This window comes from Photobacterium panuliri (assembly GCF_059920555.1).
In genome coordinates this window covers 3,415,564-3,431,283 of the sequence record NZ_CP197192.1, presented here as the reverse complement: position 1 = coordinate 3,431,283, position 15,720 = coordinate 3,415,564, and the positions used below count along the sequence as shown (strand labels likewise).

The following is a 15,720-nucleotide window of genomic DNA, read 5'->3' as shown; positions in this document are numbered from 1 at the left end:
GAGTCTTATGAAAATAACGCAATTAGCCTTATTGCCTGTTGCCATTACGTTGGCCCTGACCGGCTGTGGTGGATCTGGTGATGATAGCGGTAGTAACAGTGGCAGCCCGGTCGCACCGACGTACGAGGTGAGTGGAAACCTGTCAGCAACCAATGCGGCGATGCCATTTACGGTATGTGCAGATATTGACCGCAATTGGTCCTGTGATAGCAATGAGCCTAGCGTCCAGTCGGAGCACCCTGCATTTGTCTTGAAAAGTGCGGATATCAAGATCAAGACCTCACCGCTGCTGGTGGTCGCATCTTTGGCACACGGGGAGAAGAGCGCAACGGCAGGGCGAGTGAGACTGGCCACACCGGCTGTGGGGGAAAGCCAAGCCAGCCAGATCAACGGCATAACGACGTTGGTGATGGGCGAGATGCTGCTGGGCAGCAACCAAGAGCAGGCGGTTGCCAGCGTTGCCGCAAACCTGTCGGCATTGGGGATACCCGTACCGGCCGACTTGCTGGCACAAAGTGACGATGCCGCCTTGGCTGACATCGATCGGGAGTTGGTAACCGTATTGGCAAACATGGCCAAACGCAGTGAGTCCTATGACACCTTGGTGGCGGGGACGACAAAAGGGCTGGCGATCTATGGGCAGTCGATCCTCGACGGGACGCTGAGCGAGCGGCACTACGATGAGCTGGCGTCTTTGGGGGCGATAGCCCAGAGAGGGCACAACGATACCGGTTTGACCAAATCGCTGAATTTGGCGACGGGGCAGATGACCGAGGATGCCGATCCGGGGGCGCCGGGGCAAGATGCCAGCTATGGGTTGGATGTGACCGATGGTGGCTTCAAGTTCGTCAAATTAGATGGCAATGGTCAGCCCTTGGCTGACGACAGCACGCAATGGCAATGCGTGAAAGACGAACGCACCGGGTTGGTCTGGGAGCATAAGGCGGACGACAGAGGCTCGTATCGCGACAAGCACCGTCAGTTTGCCTTTGAGACGGCTAGCCACAAGCCGCATCCTGCCGAGCTGGCGATGGCATCGTGCCAGAGTGACGGTCTCGGCGTGTGCACGACTCAAGAGTACGTTGACAGGTTGAATGAGGCGCGTTTTTGCGGCAAGAGCAACTGGCGTCTGCCGACATTCAATGAGCAGTTCGATTTGCTTGATTTCGGGGAAACGGCGACAGATGCCAGCGGCAATACCTATGGCTTGGATGTGGCATATTTTGATGATCTGGTCACCGGGGCGGGGGAGCTGCCTTATGGGATGTACTGGTCATCCACCCAAATGCGCTCAGATCCCGCTTACACCACAGGCAAGCAGATCCCGCTGTTGTCACAAATGACCGTGATTGAGGATAGCACCATGTTGGGCGATATCTCTGCGGGGTATTCCGTTTGTGAAGCAAGCCAGAGCGAAGAATGTTACTCACCTACCGTTATCCAGGCCCGCATGGTTGCCCAATAAGGAATTGTACAATGATGAAGAAAACCTTGATTGCGCTGGTATGCGCCATGTCTGTCGCTGGAGAGGCCAGTGCCGTAATGCAGTCTTGTTATACGGATGTGCCGGGGAGCGCGGTTGATATCCGATTCAAGGACAACCAAAACGGTACGGTGACCGACTTGCAGACGAATCTGGTCTGGCGCCGTTGTTTGGTCGGGATGGCTTGGGATTCGCAAACCCAGCGCTGTACCGGTGAGCCGACGGGCTTCAAGTGGAAGTCGGCACTGTTCCATATAGAGCACAGCGAAAAAAGCGCGGGTTATGGCGGTATGCCTGGTTGGCGGATGCCCAATATCAAAGAGCTGGTCGGCCTGAGGGAGGTTGCCTGTATATCACCTGCGGTCAATATCAAGGCATTCCCGGGATTGATTAACAAAGAAGAAGATCAATGGGATGCCAAGCGGACAGTGTGGTCATCGACGGCCAACCCCGCCACCCAGCAGATTGCGACGTTTGGCTTGAATGACGGGCTGGTGACCCATTACGGGTTCCAAGATTACGAACTGGGAGTATTGCTGGTCAGCGACGGGAAGTAGTGCTGAACATATTGAAAGGCCGCAGTGTTAACTGCGGTTTTTTTTGCCTTGTATACATGGCGGCCGGAGTGATGGGAGTACCGCCTGACAGGTATAAAAAAAGCCTTGTCTTTCGACAAGGCTTTTCAAAGTGGCTCCCCCTGCAAGACTTGAACTTGCGACATACGGATTAACAGTCCGCCGTTCTACCGACTGAACTAAGGGGGAATTGTATGGTGCCTCGAGGCGGAATCGAACCACCGACACGGGGATTTTCAATCCCCTGCTCTACCGACTGAGCTATCGAGGCAAAAGTCACACCGAGGTGTTAACTTCTGCAATATTGCTAACAGCAATATTTGCTAAATAATGGTGCCGACTACCGGAATCGAACTGGTGACCTACTGATTACAAGTCAGTTGCTCTACCTACTGAGCTAAGTCGGCGCCTAATTTTGTTTACCGTTCCCGCCATAGGGCAGGGCAGTAGAAAGTGGCTCCCCCTGCAAGACTTGAACTTGCGACATACGGATTAACAGTCCGCCGTTCTACCGACTGAACTAAGGGGGAATTGTATGGTGCCTCGAGGCGGAATCGAACCACCGACACGGGGATTTTCAATCCCCTGCTCTACCGACTGAGCTATCGAGGCAAAAGTCACACCGTGGTGTTAACTTCTGCAATACTGCTAACAGCAATATTTGCTAAATAATGGTGCCGACTACCGGAATCGAACTGGTGACCTACTGATTACAAGTCAGTTGCTCTACCTACTGAGCTAAGTCGGCGCCTAATTTTGTTTACCGTTCCCGCCATAAGGGCAGGGCAGTAGAAAGTGGCTCCCCCTGCAAGACTTGAACTTGCGACATACGGATTAACAGTCCGCCGTTCTACCGACTGAACTAAGGGGGAATTGTACTTCGTTGCTTGTCGTCTTCGACACCAAGCTAAAATATGGTGCCTCGAGGCGGAATCGAACCACCGACACGGGGATTTTCAATCCCCTGCTCTACCGACTGAGCTATCGAGGCAACGGAGCGCTATTAAACTGGTTTTCGCTCTTTTCGTCAACCACTTTTTTGAGATTTTTTGTTTATTTTGTCCGTTAGGTTGAATTTTGCGCTGCGTGCGTCAAAAAAGCCTATTTTGTTGTCAGTGCTAAAGTTTTCCCTGTTGAAATTCTTTTTGGAAAGCGGTGACTTTTTGCAAGTAGCGGCGAGCTTCTGCCTTCGGATGCTTGTTGGTCAGTGCCCAGTAAACCTGGTTGGGCTGGAGCCGGTTGAGATCATTCATGGCTCGCTTGCGATCTGCATTGAATGTCTTGAGTACGCCGCCAGTACCGCCGTTATAGGCCGAGATCATACTGTAGTGGAGCGATGTCGGATTGCTGACGTCCTTCAGGTAGCGATTGCGCAAGAGGTAGAAGTAGGCTGTGCCGACATCAATATTTCTAGCAGGATCAAAAAGATACTCAGGGCTGGGCTTGCCCGGCTTGTTCTTGACCAGCTTGAAGACATCGGCCCCGGCGGTATTCGGCACGACCTGCATTAGGCCGTAGGCATTGGCATGGCTAACGGCGTAGGGGTTGAAGCTGCTTTCGGTTTTGATGATGGCATAGATAAGATCTTCGGCAATCCCGTAGCGGCGCGCTGCGTCACGGACGATCGAGGCGTATTTGTAGCCACGTTTGTCCGCATGGTCGGCCACCATCGGAATTTCCACGTACCAGACCTTGTGGTAGCGCTCGTTGCGTGTGTGTACCTTGGCATTGACCAGATATTCGGCAAAGCGGTTTGCGCGCCAAGACCATTCGATCGGTTTGCCTTCTTGGTCGAGGATCTGGCCGTAGAGGAAGGGTTTGCCGTCAAGCTTGATGTCAGAATCTGAATACAGGTCGACGCCCGCTGGGTCCTCGGGGGTGAGCAGGGTGGTGGCGATGGCCTGGCGCAGGTGGGCTGTCGGCTCGGTTTTTGCTACGGTTTCGACGATAACGACCCCTCGTTCGAAATCGACATGGGCCCGGCTCTGGTAGCCATCGGTATATTTTACGTATTGGCGTTTGCTGGCGACCAGGGCATCGTCATCGCCCCAGTAACGCTTGACCTGACCGCTGAATGAGTTCATCAGCTGGTCAAAGGCAACGGTATCTTTGGTGAACTGGCCGGGAAGCGGGGCCAAATTGTTGGCGAAACGGTTGGTGGTGGTGTAGTCGACCTGATAGACGTGTTCTTCGACAAACTCCCGGCTACAGCCGCTCAGAATAAGGGCGGCCAACAATATCGCTTTACGTTTCATAGTCCCCAGACAAAATAATGGCATCAGTTGCGCGTGCAAATGATGCCATTATCAATAGTTTTGGCGGGCGAGGCGAGAGAAACTACCGCCAGGCTCCGAAAATGTGATCGTGTTTATTGGCTTGGCGGGGTGTAGCCGTCAATCACCACGTCCTGCCCTTCGAACAGGAAATTAACCATTTCGGTCTCCAGAAGCTTGCGGTGCTCCGGATCCATCATGTTCAGTTTTTTCTCGTTGATCAGCATGGTTTGCTTGCCCTGCCACTCAGCCCACGCCTCTTTGGAGATGTTGTCAAAGATACGCTTGCCCAGCTCACCCGGGTAGAATTGGAAATCCAGGCCTTCGGCTTCTTTTTTCAGACGGGCACAAAATACGGTACGGCTCATGCGGCGTTCCTTCATTTGGTTGGCCCCGGGCTCGATTGGCGGCGCGGGGGATCAATGGATGTTCGTTCTCTTTATACCAAAGAGAGGTTTTGGCGTATAGCATCGGGTGCCGGGAGCTGCCTTACTCCTTTTCGCCCCGCAGGGTGTCGAGGAGCTGCTGGACCGGTGCGGCGAGGCCGATTTCCGCTGGCTGGTCGAGATCGTACCATTGGCCGGACTGGCTATCGTTGATTATCGTCGGCAGGGCCGCGAGGCGGATTTTGACCGGGACGATGTCCAGGTGGTAATGGCTGAAGGTATGGCGGAAGGCAATCATCTGCTCCGTGCCGGCCACCAGTGAGTCGCATCCGCCCAGCCTTTGGTCGATCAGCCCGTCCAGCTCAGGATGATCCTGCTGCGGGAAGCACCATAGGCCGCCCCATATTCCGGCTGGCGGTCTTTTTTCCAGCCAGATTTTGCGCCCGTGCTGGAAGATGGCAAACCAGGCTTGTTTTTCCGGCAGGGTTTTCTTGGGTTTCTTGCCGGGGAAGTCTGCTTGGCGCCCCGTAGCACGAGCTTGGCAGCGTTCGCCGACCGGGCACAGGTCGCATTTGGGCTTGCTGCGGGTGCAGATCATCGCCCCCATGTCCATCATTGCCTGATTGTAGCGTTCGACGCCTTCTGATGGAGTATTCGCTTCTGCCAACGACCAGAGTTGGTTTTCAACCGGTTTTTTGCCCGGCCAGCCCTCGACGGCGAAGCAGCGGGCAAGGGTCCGCTTGACGTTGCCGTCCAGAATGGGATGGGGTTGCTTGAGCGATAGCGACAGGACGGCACCCGCCGTCGAGCGGCCGACTCCCGGCAGTGCCATGACTTCTTTCAAGGTCGTCGGGAACTGGCCGTCGTGGTGTTCGACGATGTACTGGGCTGCCTTGTGGAGGTTGCGACCCCGGGCGTAGTAGCCCAGCCCGGTCCAGAGATGGAGGACTTCGTCTTGTTCGGCGGCCGCCAGATCGGCGACGCTTGGGAAGCGGGCGATGAAACGTTCGAAGTAAGGGATGACGGTGGCTACTTGGGTCTGCTGGAGCATGATCTCCGACAGCCAGACCTTGTAAGGGGTCTTTTGTTGTTGCCAAGGCAGGGTTTTACGGCCAAATTTGTCATACCAAGCTAAAATGGCATCAGAGAAGGTTTGGGTCACAGTATTGAGCTCACTTTACTGACAGCTATCGCGCTGCCTTGTTTTTGACTGTGATTGCACCATAAAGTCGGGGTTGCCGCAAACGATAGACTTGCACTTGTGCTGTTTCTTTGGATAATGCCGACGCTTAGTGTCTTTTCAAGGTTAGGTAATACGATGAGCAAAGTTACAAATACCTCGGGTGATGTCACCCTGTCTGAATTCACCGAAGACGGCAAACTGGTACGTAAGGTACGCAGCTTTGTTCGCCGTGAAGGCCGTCTGACCAAGGGCCAGGAAATGGCGCTTGAGAAAAACTGGTCAACAATGGGTATAGACTTTGCTCAGGAGATGCTTGACTGGGAAGCGGTTTATGGCCGTGAAGGTCCGGTAGTGCTTGAAATCGGCTTCGGTATGGGCGCATCATTTGTCGAAATGGCAAAAAATGCCCCTGAGAAAAACTTTATCGGTATCGAAGTACACAGTCCGGGCGTGGGTGCGTGTTTGATGGCGGCGGAAGAAGCTGGCCTGACCAACCTGCGCGTAATGTGCCACGATGCGGTGGAAGTGTTCGATTACATGATCCCTGACGGCAGTCTGGATACCGTTCAGCTGTTCTTCCCTGATCCGTGGCATAAGGCCCGTCACCACAAGCGCCGCATTGTCCAGCCTGCGTTTGCTGAGATGGTTCGCAAGAAGCTGAAGATTGGCGGTGTTTTCCACATGGCAACAGACTGGGAAAACTACGCAGAGCACATGGTCGAAGTGATGAACGCCGCACCGGGTTACCGCAATACGGCAACTGACGGTGACTACATCCCGCGTCCTGACGACCGCCCGCTGACCAAGTTTGAAGCTCGTGGCCACCGTTTGGGCCATGGCGTATGGGATATGAAGTTCGCGCGCACAGAATAAGCTGAACTTGTCCCCCGGGGGCACCCGTGCCGTTGTTATGACGGCAAGCAGTATTGAAAAGAAAGCCAACCTCAGGTTGGCTTTTTTAGCCTTGGAGAAAATGTAATGAAGCCTACAGAACAGTTGCTTAATGAAATTTTGGATGAAGTAAGGCCGCTTATCGGCAAAGGCAAGGTTGCCAACTACATCCCGGCTCTGGCTGAAGTCCCGGCAGACAAGCTGGGGATAGCGGTTTGTTACAATGACGGTGAGATCATCCAGGCTGGCGACAGCGAGGAAGGCTTCTCGATCCAGTCGATCTCCAAGGTGCTGGCCCTGACGCTGGCGATGACCCTGTACCAACCGGAAGAAATCTGGCGCCGGGTCGGCAAGGAGCCGTCAGGTCATGCCTTCAACTCGATGATCCAGCTTGAGCTGGAAAACGGGATTCCGCGAAACCCCTTCATCAATGCCGGTGCATTGGTGGTTTCCGACCTGCTGCACAGCCGTCTGTCAGCCCCGCAGTACCGGATGCTTGAATTGGTTCGCGGGCTGGCCCAGAACCCGCATATCGCCTATGACAAGGTGGTTGCGTCCTCCGAGATGCAGCACAGTGATCGCAACGCCTCGATCGCCTATCTGATGCGTTCGTTCGGCAATTTTGACAACGAAGTCATGCCTGTTTTGAGCAATTATTTCAGCTATTGTGCGCTGAAAATGAGTTGTGTTGATTTGGCTCGTACATTCAGTTACTTAGCGAATAAAGGGCTTCCTTTGGGCGCAAAAAAAACCATTGTCACCCAAACTCAATGTAAGCAAATGAATGCACTGCTTGCCACATGTGGCTTGTATGACGGTGCTGGCGAATTTGCCTACCGGGTCGGTATGCCGGGCAAGTCCGGTGTGGGCGGCGGGATTGTCGCTATCGTACCGGGCGAGATGGCCATTGCCGTATGGTCGCCGGAGCTTGACCCCTCGGGGAACTCTTTGGCTGGCACTGCGGCGTTGGAATTGCTCGCCGAGCGTATCGGTCGCTCAATATTCTAAAAAGGGGGCGCAGACAGGCGTCCCCGGTGTTTAGGGGAAATGCCTATGTTGTCACCTGTTCGTCGATGTGTGCTCTCTTCTTTGGGTCTGTTGTCTGTTAGCCTGCTCTTTTCCGGCTCGCTGGCGGCGGCCGAACCTCGCCAGTGCGATCCGCAGTGGCACAATACCATGAGCCTTGATGACGGTAAGCTCGAGCTGGGTCTGGGCGGTGAGACCTTCAGCGTCCGCTCCGACGGCCGGCTCTATTTCGGGGTTCACCCGGTTAAGCTCAACGAGCAGCAGATGGAGGTACTGGCGAACTACCACCAGATGATGCTCGATGACCTGCCGTACACCTTGTCCCATAACCAGCATATCGATGACGAGTTCTGCCAGCGGGTGGCCGCCCGCCAGATCAAAGAAAATGAAATCCAGTCGTTGATCCCAGCGCTTAAGCGCTGGCAGAGCGTGACGTTGGACTGACCGGATACCCCAACCAAATTGGGGGTCGTGTTTGGCTCTATTTGTTGACGGCTATAAGCATAAAAAAAGCGAACGGGTTATGCCGTTCGCTTTTTTGTTGCATGCGCGTTATTCGTCGTCTTCGACAAAGGCGGCAAGCAAGTCGTTGAGGAACAACTTGCCTCGTTCGGTGATCTGCCAGCTGTCACCGAGATCGTGCAGGTAGTCTTGTTCTATCGCCCAACTGATAGGCTGTTCGATACTTGCCAGCGGTAGGCCGGTTCGCTCGGTGTAGTCTTGCTTGGGGCAGGCTTCAAGCAGGCGAAAGCGGTTCATGAAGAACTCGAACGGGCGTTCGGCGGCGTCGACCTGAGTCTGCTGGTCAAGGTACGGCTTGGCCGGGTTGAGGTAGCCGCGCGGGTGCTTGACCTTGACTGTGCGGGTGATCGTCCAGTCGGGGTGGCTGATCTTGCCATGAGCACCGCAGCCTATGCCTAGGTAGTCGCCGAAACGCCAGTAGTTGAGGTTGTGGCGGCACTGCTTGCCCGGCTTGCTATAGCCGGAGATCTCATACTGGACGTAGCCAGCGTCGCTTAGCAGCTGGTGGCCGAGATCGAAAATGTCCCACAGCTCGTCGTCGTCCGGTAGGGTCGGCGGTTTGGAGTAGAATAGGGTGTTGGGCTCAATGGTAAGCTGGTACCACGATAGGTGCGGCGGGTTGAGGGCGATGGCCTGCTTGAGATCGGCCAGCGCTTCTTCTACCGACTGGTCGGGTAGCCCGTGCATCAAATCGATGTTGAAGCTCTCCAGTCCGGCTTCTGCTGCCAGCCCGGCGGCTCGGATAGCTTCCTCGCTGCCGTGGATACGGCCTAGGCGCTGGAGCTTTTCGTCCTGGAAACTCTGGATCCCGATCGAAATCCGGTTTACCCCCACGGCCCGGTAGGCGGTGAAGCGGCCGGCTTCGACGGTGCCAGGATTGGCCTCCATCGTGATTTCGATATCATCACTAAACGGGATTCTGGCTTGGACGGCATCAAGTAGGCGGCCGATTTCAGGCGCTGAAATCAGGCTCGGAGTACCGCCGCCAATGAAGATCGAATGCAGCGTGCGGTGGCCGTCTTGCAAGCCGTACTCGGCCAGATCGGTATCGAGATCCTCGATCAGGGCGTCAATATAGTTCTGCTCGGGAATATCCGTTTTCAGGGCGTGGGAGTTGAAGTCGCAGTATGGGCACTTCTGGACACACCAGGGAATATGGATATACAGGCTCAGCGGCGGTGGGAGCAACATGGATCAGGCGTCCTTCAGGGCTGCAAATAGTTTGGCCAGTGCCTTGCCGCGGTGCGACAGCATCTTCTTGCGAGCCGGTTCCAGCTCGGCTGATGCGCACTGGTCTTCCGGTACCCAGAATACAGGATCGTAGCCGAAGCCGTTTTCACCGTGGGCCTCGGTCAGGATGCTGCCTTCCCAGCTGCCGTGGCAGACTAGCGGTGTAGGATCGTTTTCATGGCGCATTAGTACCAGTACGCAGTGGAAGCGGGCAGTACGCTGCTCGGCGGGTACGCCTTCCATCTCCTTGAGGAGCTTGGTGAGGTTCTCTTCGTCACTGGCTTCTTCGCCAGCAAAGCGGGCCGAGTAAATGCCCGGTGCGCCCTTGAGGTAGTCCACTTCCAAGCCGGAGTCGTCGGCAATGGCTGGCAGCCCGGTTTCCTTGGCGGCATGGCGGGCCTTGATAATGGCATTTTCAATGAACGTCGTACCGGTTTCGGCAACCGATGAAACGTTGTAGTCGCTCTGGGCAACCACATCAAATCCGAACTCGGCCAGTAGGCTGGCCATCTCTTTCACTTTGCCCTGATTTCCAGTGGCCAGTACCAGTTTGCTCATCACACATTTCCTCGCAAGGGTCTAAGAGGGCGCTATCTTAGCGTACTACCCAGAAAATGAAAGGGGAGCCCCTGGAGCCCCCCTAATGTCTGTTCATGGCTGGCCGGGCCTGCCGGAGCTCAGTCGACGTAGAAAGTTTGACGGAAGTCGAGCTTGCCCTGTGTGGCCGTGTGCTTGACGTCGATAGAGAACTGAAAACTCTCTTCATTGGCGTGCTTTATTTCGGCCAGATAGTAGATGGCTTTGCCTTCGCGGATCTCACGGAACTCCAGCTGTTTGCGGGTGCCCAGCAGGTTGCGGGCCTCGCCGCTCAACGTCACCGGAACGGCGGGTTTGCTCGGCTGGCTGGTATCGAGCACGGTGATGTTGACGACGGCCGAATAGCCGCTGCGCTTGATTTTGTAGTTGCTGGCGATGTCCGGGGTCAGGAATGTTGAGGGGAAGCTCGAGTAGTGGACTTCGAGGTTGCCAATATTCTTGTATTGCCCGGCGGTTGCAGGTGCACTGAGGCCGAAAAAGAGAATGACGGAGCCTAGCAGGGAGATCAGCGTGTTCATGTAGTTATCCTTTTCTCTTCCCTGTTCCGGTCAGGCGCAGCCTGCCAGTCGAGGGTGTTGATCCTTCAAGTATAGTCCGGGGGGAGTGCGCGGCAGGCTGCCGCGCACGGTATTGCAAGATGTTGCTAGAGCAGGGTTTTGACAGCGTCAGGGATTTCACGGGGTGCTTCGATGCGCACCTGCTTGTGGCGTCCCTGTTCGCCTTTTTCGATAATCACATGACCTTTTGCGACCCTGAACTGCTTGGATAGGTATTTGGTCAGGTGGGCATTGGCCTTGCCATCCACTGGCGGGGCGGTGATAGCGATTTTGAGTTCTTCGCCATGCAGGCCAACCAGCTGGTCGCGGCTGGCCTTGGGCTGAATATAGAGGCGAAGAACCAGATCATCCCCTTGCCGGGAGACGGCATTGTCACTCATAGCTGGAACCAAATCTGGCCGACAATATCGCCGATCAGGAAGTTGGCAAACTGGAGGCCAAGGAACAGTACCAGTACGCTGAGATCCAAGCCGCCCATCGCCGGGATCACGCGGCGGATAGGTGCCGTCATTGGCTCGGTCAGTTGGTACATCACGTATTCAACTGGACTGCGGCCCTGGCTGACCCAGCTCAGGATTGCACGGATAAGCAGTACCCAGAACACTAGGCCACCCGCAGCCTTGAGCAGGGCGAGTGCACCGTACCAGAGATATGTAGGGTTGAACACTATTCCGCCGCCAAGAACCAGTAGCAATGTCAGGATTTTGCCCACGCATAGGAGGTAGGCAAATAGCAAGGTGGCCAGGTCTAGTGAGCCGACAGACGGGATGATACGGCGTAGCGGGCCGACAACCGGCTGGGTGGCTTTGACCACGAATTGGGAGAACGGGTTGTAGAAGTCCGCTTTTGCCCACTGGAGCCAGATCCGTAGCAGGACGACCATGATGTATAGGTCGAACAGGGTGTTAACTAGAAAACCAAGTGAATTCATATACTAACCTTAAAATAGTTTTTCCATCTCTCGGGCGCGGGAAACCGCAGCTTGCATGGCTGATGCTACGGTATCACTAAGTTGGTGTTCGTTGAAAGTGCGGATTGCCTCTGCGGTAGTGCCGCCCTTGGAGGTGACCTGCTCGCGCAGGGTCGCCAGATCCAGCTCCGGGTTGGCAACCACCATTTCGGCGGCACCTAGAGCTGATTGCTGGACCAGTTGGCGGGCCTGCTCGGCACTGAACCCCTGGGCAATGGCCTCGGCCTGCATGGCCTCCATGAACAGGAAGAAATAGGCCGGTGCACTGCCTGCTGCGGCTATAATTCCGTTGATCTGCGATTCTTCCCCGACCCAGCAAATTTTGCCGACAGCCTGCATCAGATTCGCGGCGAACTGGCGATCGTTGGGATTGACGCCGTCAGTGGCGTAAAGGCCGCTCATCCCCTTGCCGATTAATGATGGGGTATTTGGCATGACCCGAACCAGATTGAGCTGGGTAGCAAGCATTTGGTTAAGGCGCTCGGCACTGATGCCCGCAGCGATGGAGATCACCAGCTTGCCTGAAAAATCGAGGATCTGGAGCGGGCGGCAGACCTCCTCCATCAGTTGCGGTTTGACGGCGAGGACAACCACATCGGCATCGGAGGCCGCTTGCAGGTTGTCGTCGGTGGTGTGGACGCCATAGTCGCGGGCCAGCGGCTCGCGGCGGGTCTCGCTCGGCGCGGTGGCCGTGATTTTATCTGGCGCGTAGCCGCTGGCTACCAGCCCGGCGATGATCGAGCGGGCCATGTTGCCCGCCCCGATGAAGGCAATTGTACGTTGTTCCATGTTGTGTCCTCGTAAGGCGGCGGGAAGGGATGCTTTCCTTGCCGATAGCTGTGTGGATTAGGTATTGCTGTAGTCTCGGGCCCCGAAGATGGCGGTGCCGATACGAACCATTGTGCTGCCAGCTGCGACGGCGGCATCCATATCACCGCTCATGCCCATTGACAGGGTATCTAGTTGCGGGTGCTTGGCTTTGAGTTTGTCCATTGCCTCGGCAAGGCTCGAGAAGGCGGCCAGCTGGCTGTCGTAGTCATCGGCCTTCTCAGGGATCGACATCAGACCGCGAAGGACGAGGTTGGGCAGTGCCGCGACTTCATCGGCAAGTGCTGCGACCTCGTCAAAGGCCAGTCCCGACTTGCTCTCCTCGCCGCTGGTGTTGATCTGTAACAGTACGTTGAGCGGTGGCATCTCGGCAGGACGCTGTTCGCTGAGGCGGCGGGCGATTTTGATCCTGTCGACCGAATGTACCCAGTCGAAATGCTCAGCGACCGGCCGGGTTTTGTTGGACTGGAGCGGACCGATAAAATGCCAGCTGAGTGGCTGGTCGAAGGAAAGGTCGGCGAAATAGCGGACTTTATCGACACCTTCCTGGACGTAATTTTCGCCAAATGCGTACTGGCCTGCCTTGATGGCGGCCTCGATAGCCGCGATAGGTTTGGTCTTGCTTACCGCGAGAAGTTGCACGGAATCGGCATCTCTGCCGCATTTTTCTGCCGCAAGGCTGATCTGGGAGATGACCTGCTCAATATTTTGCTTGATACTGTTCATAATTGATTCTGTGGGGAAATTGTATGGATATCACCGAACTACTGGACTTTAGTGTAAAGCATAATGCCTCTGATCTGCATCTTTCTGCGGGCGTACCGCCGATGATCAGGGTTGATGGCGATGTCCGTAAGCTCAGCCTGCCTGCGATGGAGCATGGTGAGGTACACCGTCTGGTCTTCGATATTATGAACGATGCCCAGCGCCGTGACTTTGAGGAAAACCTCGAAGTCGACTTTTCTTTCGAATTGCCAGATGTTGGCCGCTTCCGTGTCAATGCCTTCCATCAGTCACGCGGTTGTTCTGCCGTATTCAGAACAATCCCGGTGAAGATCCCGACGCTTGAGTCGTTGGGCGTGCCAGAGATTTTCTATCAAATCGCCCAGTGCCAGCGCGGCTTGGTGTTGGTGACAGGTGCAACGGGCTCCGGTAAATCAACCACCATCGCAGCTATGGTTGATTACATTAACGAAAATTACAACCGCCATATTCTGACTATTGAAGATCCGGTGGAATTTGTCCACGAGGGTAAGCGCTGCCTGATCAACCAGCGTGAGGTCCATCGCGATACTCATAGCTTCAATAACGCGTTGCGCTCGGCCTTGCGTGAAGACCCGGATGTTATCTTGGTGGGGGAGCTGCGTGATCAGGAAACCATCAGTTTGGCCCTGACGGCCGCCGAAACCGGCCACCTTGTTCTGGCGACACTACACACCAGCTCGGCGGCAAAGACCATCGACCGTGTGATCGACGTTTTCCCGGGTAACGACAAGGCGATGGTACGCTCGATGCTGTCTGAATCCTTGCGCGCCGTGATTTCACAGAGCCTACTAAAATGCACCAGCGGCGGCCGTATCGCCTCGCATGAGGTGATGATGGCGACCCCGGCGATCCGTAACTTGATCCGCGAGGACAAGGTTGCCCAGATGTACTCGATGATCCAGACCGGTTCGGCGATGGGGATGCAGACAATGGAGCAGAGCGTGAAGATGCTGGTGGCACAGGGCTTGGTGGAAGCCGAGGAAGGCCGCCGCGTGGTTGATAATAGTTTGTCGAAATTCTAAGAGGGGAGATGGCGGCAATGATCTTACAGGATGTCCTGAAGGAAATGGTACGCAACAAGGCGTCGGATGTTTACATTACTGTGGACTCACCGAGCCTGTTACGGATTGACGGTAACCTCCACCCTTATGGGGATTGTCTCGATCGGGCGGCGGTGGATGCCATGCTCGATGATGCAATGGACGACAAGCTGCGCCATGAGTTCGAGGAAACCCGGGGGGCCAATTTTGCTTTGGTTCGCGGCGAGCACCGCTTCCGGGTTAGCGCCTTTTGGCAGCGCGAGCTGCCGGGGATGGTTCTGCGTAGGATTGAAACCAATATCCCAGATATTTTCTCGCTTAACCTGCCGATGGATATGCAAAAAATGGCCTTGGCCAAGCGTGGTCTGGTGTTGGTTGTGGGTGCGACGGGCTCCGGTAAGTCCACCTCGCTGGCGGCGATGACTGGCTATCGCAACAGCAACCGCAGCGGGCACATCCTGACGGTTGAGGATCCGATTGAATTTGTCCATAAGCATGATAAGTGCATCGTCACCCAGCGCGAGGTCGGGCTCGATACCGAAAGCTACGAGGTGGCATTGAAGAACTCGTTGCGCCAGGCGCCGGATATGATCTTGATCGGCGAGATCCGTACCCGGGAAACCATGGAATACGCGATGAACTTTGCCGAAACTGGCCACCTGTGTATGGCGACACTGCACGCCAACAATGCCAACCAGGCGTTGGAGCGCATCATGCACTTGGTACCCAAGGAGCGCCGTGAGCAGTTCCTGTTTGATTTGTCATTGAACCTCAAGTGCATCCTTGCCCAGCAATTGATCCCCGATGCCCGGGGCATGGGGCGGCACGGTGCATTTGAATTGCTGATTAACACCCCGCGGGTAGGGGATTTGATCCGCCGCGGCGAGTTGCACGAAATCAAAGAGACGATGGCCCGCTCGACTCAGTCGGGGATGATGACGTTCGATCAGTCGCTGTTTGAGCTTTACCGGCAGGAAAAAATTACCGAGCAGGATGCCCTGCACCATGCCGATTCGGCTAACGATTTGCGCCTGATGATTAAGATGGGCAACAAGAACAATTACGCCACCAGCACCCTCGATGGGGTGACTATCGATATGGGCTGATCCGAAAGGGTTGGGATAGGCAGAAAGCTTTGGGCTTGTTATGAGCCCAAGGCTTTTTTTATGTCTGGCACAGGTAAGTCTCTCGTTTTTCTCGGTAAACCGGAAAATAGGATCTCGGTGTGCAGGAATTTGAGCTTTTGGGTTTATATAGTCCAAAAGCTGTACAAGCTGATCGCCCCTTGCTCGGCAAGGATCCTTGACGAGTCTATGTGGCGAGCTTGGGATACGGTCGGCTTTAGGCTGTTTTTTGAACGATGAGCTGTACAAATGTCATCATGAAAGGGGATA

General features: G+C 55.3%; 17 protein-coding genes and 8 tRNA genes. 7 read left to right on the top strand and 18 right to left on the bottom strand.

The window, feature by feature from the left end; genetic code table 11:
* Positions 1-7 precede the first annotated feature (7 nt).
* Positions 8-1,465 (top strand): Lcl C-terminal domain-containing protein, encoded by a 1,458-nt coding sequence (locus tag ACSF8X_RS15820; protein ID WP_500850385.1) that lies wholly within the window; start codon positions 8-10, stop codon positions 1,463-1,465.
* An 11-nt stretch (positions 1,466-1,476) separates the two neighbouring features.
* Positions 1,477-2,040 (top strand): Lcl C-terminal domain-containing protein, encoded by a 564-nt coding sequence (locus tag ACSF8X_RS15815; protein ID WP_500850384.1) that lies wholly within the window; start codon positions 1,477-1,479, stop codon positions 2,038-2,040.
* Between the two features lie 131 nt (positions 2,041-2,171).
* Here ACSF8X_RS15815 and ACSF8X_RS15810 read toward each other — a convergent pair.
* From ACSF8X_RS15810 to mutY, 11 genes are all read right to left on the bottom strand, one after another.
* Positions 2,172-2,247 (bottom strand) — tRNA-Asn (locus ACSF8X_RS15810).
* A 6-nt stretch (positions 2,248-2,253) separates the two neighbouring features.
* Positions 2,254-2,329 (bottom strand) — tRNA-Phe (locus ACSF8X_RS15805).
* A 60-nt stretch (positions 2,330-2,389) separates the two neighbouring features.
* Positions 2,390-2,465 (bottom strand) — tRNA-Thr (locus ACSF8X_RS15800).
* Positions 2,466-2,512: 47 nt separating this feature from the next.
* Positions 2,513-2,588: transfer RNA gene (locus ACSF8X_RS15795), tRNA-Asn, on the bottom strand.
* A gap of 6 nt (positions 2,589-2,594) precedes the next feature.
* Positions 2,595-2,670 (bottom strand) — tRNA-Phe (locus ACSF8X_RS15790).
* 60 nt (positions 2,671-2,730) lie between these two features.
* Positions 2,731-2,806: transfer RNA gene (locus ACSF8X_RS15785), tRNA-Thr, on the bottom strand.
* Between the two features lie 48 nt (positions 2,807-2,854).
* Positions 2,855-2,930: transfer RNA gene (locus tag ACSF8X_RS15780), tRNA-Asn, on the bottom strand.
* A 43-nt stretch (positions 2,931-2,973) separates the two neighbouring features.
* A tRNA-Phe gene (locus tag ACSF8X_RS15775) sits at positions 2,974-3,049 on the bottom strand.
* 127 nt (positions 3,050-3,176) lie between these two features.
* Entirely contained in the window at positions 3,177-4,313 is a 1,137-nt protein-coding gene (gene mltC, locus ACSF8X_RS15770; RefSeq protein ID WP_500850383.1) for a membrane-bound lytic murein transglycosylase MltC, read from the bottom strand.
* A gap of 113 nt (positions 4,314-4,426) precedes the next feature.
* Positions 4,427-4,699: an oxidative damage protection protein gene (locus ACSF8X_RS15765; protein WP_047878645.1), complete on the bottom strand. Its 273-nt coding sequence runs from the start codon at positions 4,697-4,699 to the stop codon at positions 4,427-4,429.
* Positions 4,700-4,820: 121 nt separating this feature from the next.
* Positions 4,821-5,879, bottom strand: a complete 1,059-nt coding sequence (mutY, locus tag ACSF8X_RS15760; RefSeq protein ID WP_500850382.1) for an A/G-specific adenine glycosylase — start codon at positions 5,877-5,879, stop codon at positions 4,821-4,823.
* Between the two features lie 156 nt (positions 5,880-6,035).
* On the opposite strand from mutY, the gene trmB reads away from it, so the two are divergent.
* The 3 genes from trmB (at position 6,036) to ACSF8X_RS15745 (ending at position 8,261) form a co-directional block, all read left to right on the top strand.
* A complete protein-coding gene (trmB, locus tag ACSF8X_RS15755) occupies positions 6,036-6,773 on the top strand; it encodes a tRNA (guanosine(46)-N7)-methyltransferase TrmB (protein ID WP_047878647.1) in 738 nt (245 codons plus the stop codon).
* Between the two features lie 105 nt (positions 6,774-6,878).
* The gene (gene glsB, locus ACSF8X_RS15750) at positions 6,879-7,799 is read left to right on the top strand and encodes a glutaminase B (RefSeq protein WP_047878648.1); all 921 of its coding nucleotides are present in this window, start codon (positions 6,879-6,881) and stop codon (positions 7,797-7,799) included.
* A gap of 45 nt (positions 7,800-7,844) precedes the next feature.
* Positions 7,845-8,261, top strand: coding sequence for a hypothetical protein (locus tag ACSF8X_RS15745; RefSeq protein WP_053062432.1), 417 nt, complete (start codon positions 7,845-7,847; stop codon positions 8,259-8,261).
* Positions 8,262-8,369: 108 nt separating this feature from the next.
* On the opposite strand, the gene hemW is transcribed toward ACSF8X_RS15745, so the two are convergent.
* From hemW to ACSF8X_RS15710, 7 genes are all read right to left on the bottom strand, one after another.
* A complete protein-coding gene (gene hemW / locus ACSF8X_RS15740; RefSeq protein WP_500850381.1) occupies positions 8,370-9,530 on the bottom strand; it encodes a radical SAM family heme chaperone HemW in 1,161 nt (386 codons plus the stop codon).
* Between the two features lie 3 nt (positions 9,531-9,533).
* Entirely contained in the window at positions 9,534-10,127 is a 594-nt protein-coding gene (locus ACSF8X_RS15735; RefSeq protein ID WP_047878650.1) for an XTP/dITP diphosphatase, read from the bottom strand.
* Positions 10,128-10,246: 119 nt separating this feature from the next.
* Complete coding sequence (locus tag ACSF8X_RS15730; RefSeq protein WP_500850380.1) at positions 10,247-10,684, bottom strand: DUF4426 domain-containing protein; 438 nt, start codon at positions 10,682-10,684, stop codon at positions 10,247-10,249.
* A gap of 125 nt (positions 10,685-10,809) precedes the next feature.
* Positions 10,810-11,103, bottom strand: coding sequence for a DUF167 family protein YggU (gene yggU, locus ACSF8X_RS15725; RefSeq protein WP_047878652.1), 294 nt, complete (start codon positions 11,101-11,103; stop codon positions 10,810-10,812).
* Complete coding sequence (locus ACSF8X_RS15720) at positions 11,100-11,654, bottom strand: YggT family protein (RefSeq protein WP_047878653.1); 555 nt, start codon at positions 11,652-11,654, stop codon at positions 11,100-11,102. The genes yggU and ACSF8X_RS15720 overlap by 4 nt, the downstream gene beginning before the upstream one ends.
* Before the next feature lie 9 nt (positions 11,655-11,663).
* Positions 11,664-12,482 (bottom strand): pyrroline-5-carboxylate reductase, encoded by an 819-nt coding sequence (gene proC, locus ACSF8X_RS15715; RefSeq protein WP_500850379.1) that lies wholly within the window; start codon positions 12,480-12,482, stop codon positions 11,664-11,666.
* A 57-nt stretch (positions 12,483-12,539) separates the two neighbouring features.
* A complete protein-coding gene (locus ACSF8X_RS15710; protein WP_500850378.1) occupies positions 12,540-13,247 on the bottom strand; it encodes a YggS family pyridoxal phosphate-dependent enzyme in 708 nt (235 codons plus the stop codon).
* Positions 13,248-13,270: 23 nt separating this feature from the next.
* On the opposite strand from ACSF8X_RS15710, the gene ACSF8X_RS15705 reads away from it, so the two are divergent.
* Both ACSF8X_RS15705 and ACSF8X_RS15700 read left to right on the top strand, forming a co-directional pair.
* Positions 13,271-14,308 (top strand): type IV pilus twitching motility protein PilT, encoded by a 1,038-nt coding sequence (locus ACSF8X_RS15705; protein WP_047878656.1) that lies wholly within the window; start codon positions 13,271-13,273, stop codon positions 14,306-14,308.
* Positions 14,309-14,316: 8 nt separating this feature from the next.
* On the top strand, positions 14,317-15,432 hold the full coding sequence (locus tag ACSF8X_RS15700; RefSeq protein WP_500850377.1) for a PilT/PilU family type 4a pilus ATPase: 1,116 nt from the start codon (positions 14,317-14,319) through the stop codon (positions 15,430-15,432).
* Positions 15,433-15,720 lie beyond the last annotated feature (288 nt).

What these genes read in the sequence shown, in the direction of transcription:
- glsB (WP_047878648.1), top strand. Translation starts at nt 6,879, where the DNA reads ATGAAGCCTACAGAACAGTTGCTTAATGAAATTTTGGATGAAGTAAGG.
- ACSF8X_RS15820 (WP_500850385.1), top strand. Translation starts at nt 8, where the DNA reads ATGAAAATAACGCAATTAGCCTTATTGCCTGTTGCCATTACGTTGGCC.
- ACSF8X_RS15730 (WP_500850380.1), bottom strand. Translation starts at nt 10,684, where the DNA reads ATGAACACGCTGATCTCCCTGCTAGGCTCCGTCATTCTCTTTTTCGGC.
- ACSF8X_RS15815 (WP_500850384.1), top strand. Translation starts at nt 1,477, where the DNA reads ATGATGAAGAAAACCTTGATTGCGCTGGTATGCGCCATGTCTGTCGCT.
- ACSF8X_RS15735 (WP_047878650.1), bottom strand. Translation starts at nt 10,127, where the DNA reads ATGAGCAAACTGGTACTGGCCACTGGAAATCAGGGCAAAGTGAAAGAG.
- trmB (WP_047878647.1), top strand. Translation starts at nt 6,036, where the DNA reads ATGAGCAAAGTTACAAATACCTCGGGTGATGTCACCCTGTCTGAATTC.
- proC (WP_500850379.1), bottom strand. Translation starts at nt 12,482, where the DNA reads ATGGAACAACGTACAATTGCCTTCATCGGGGCGGGCAACATGGCCCGC.
- ACSF8X_RS15710 (WP_500850378.1), bottom strand. Translation starts at nt 13,247, where the DNA reads ATGAACAGTATCAAGCAAAATATTGAGCAGGTCATCTCCCAGATCAGC.
- ACSF8X_RS15705 (WP_047878656.1), top strand. Translation starts at nt 13,271, where the DNA reads ATGGATATCACCGAACTACTGGACTTTAGTGTAAAGCATAATGCCTCT.
- mltC (WP_500850383.1), bottom strand. Translation starts at nt 4,313, where the DNA reads ATGAAACGTAAAGCGATATTGTTGGCCGCCCTTATTCTGAGCGGCTGT.
- yggU (WP_047878652.1), bottom strand. Translation starts at nt 11,103, where the DNA reads ATGAGTGACAATGCCGTCTCCCGGCAAGGGGATGATCTGGTTCTTCGC.
- ACSF8X_RS15745 (WP_053062432.1), top strand. Translation starts at nt 7,845, where the DNA reads ATGTTGTCACCTGTTCGTCGATGTGTGCTCTCTTCTTTGGGTCTGTTG.
- hemW (WP_500850381.1), bottom strand. Translation starts at nt 9,530, where the DNA reads ATGTTGCTCCCACCGCCGCTGAGCCTGTATATCCATATTCCCTGGTGT.
- ACSF8X_RS15700 (WP_500850377.1), top strand. Translation starts at nt 14,317, where the DNA reads ATGGCGGCAATGATCTTACAGGATGTCCTGAAGGAAATGGTACGCAAC.
- ACSF8X_RS15765 (WP_047878645.1), bottom strand. Translation starts at nt 4,699, where the DNA reads ATGAGCCGTACCGTATTTTGTGCCCGTCTGAAAAAAGAAGCCGAAGGC.
- ACSF8X_RS15720 (WP_047878653.1), bottom strand. Translation starts at nt 11,654, where the DNA reads ATGAATTCACTTGGTTTTCTAGTTAACACCCTGTTCGACCTATACATC.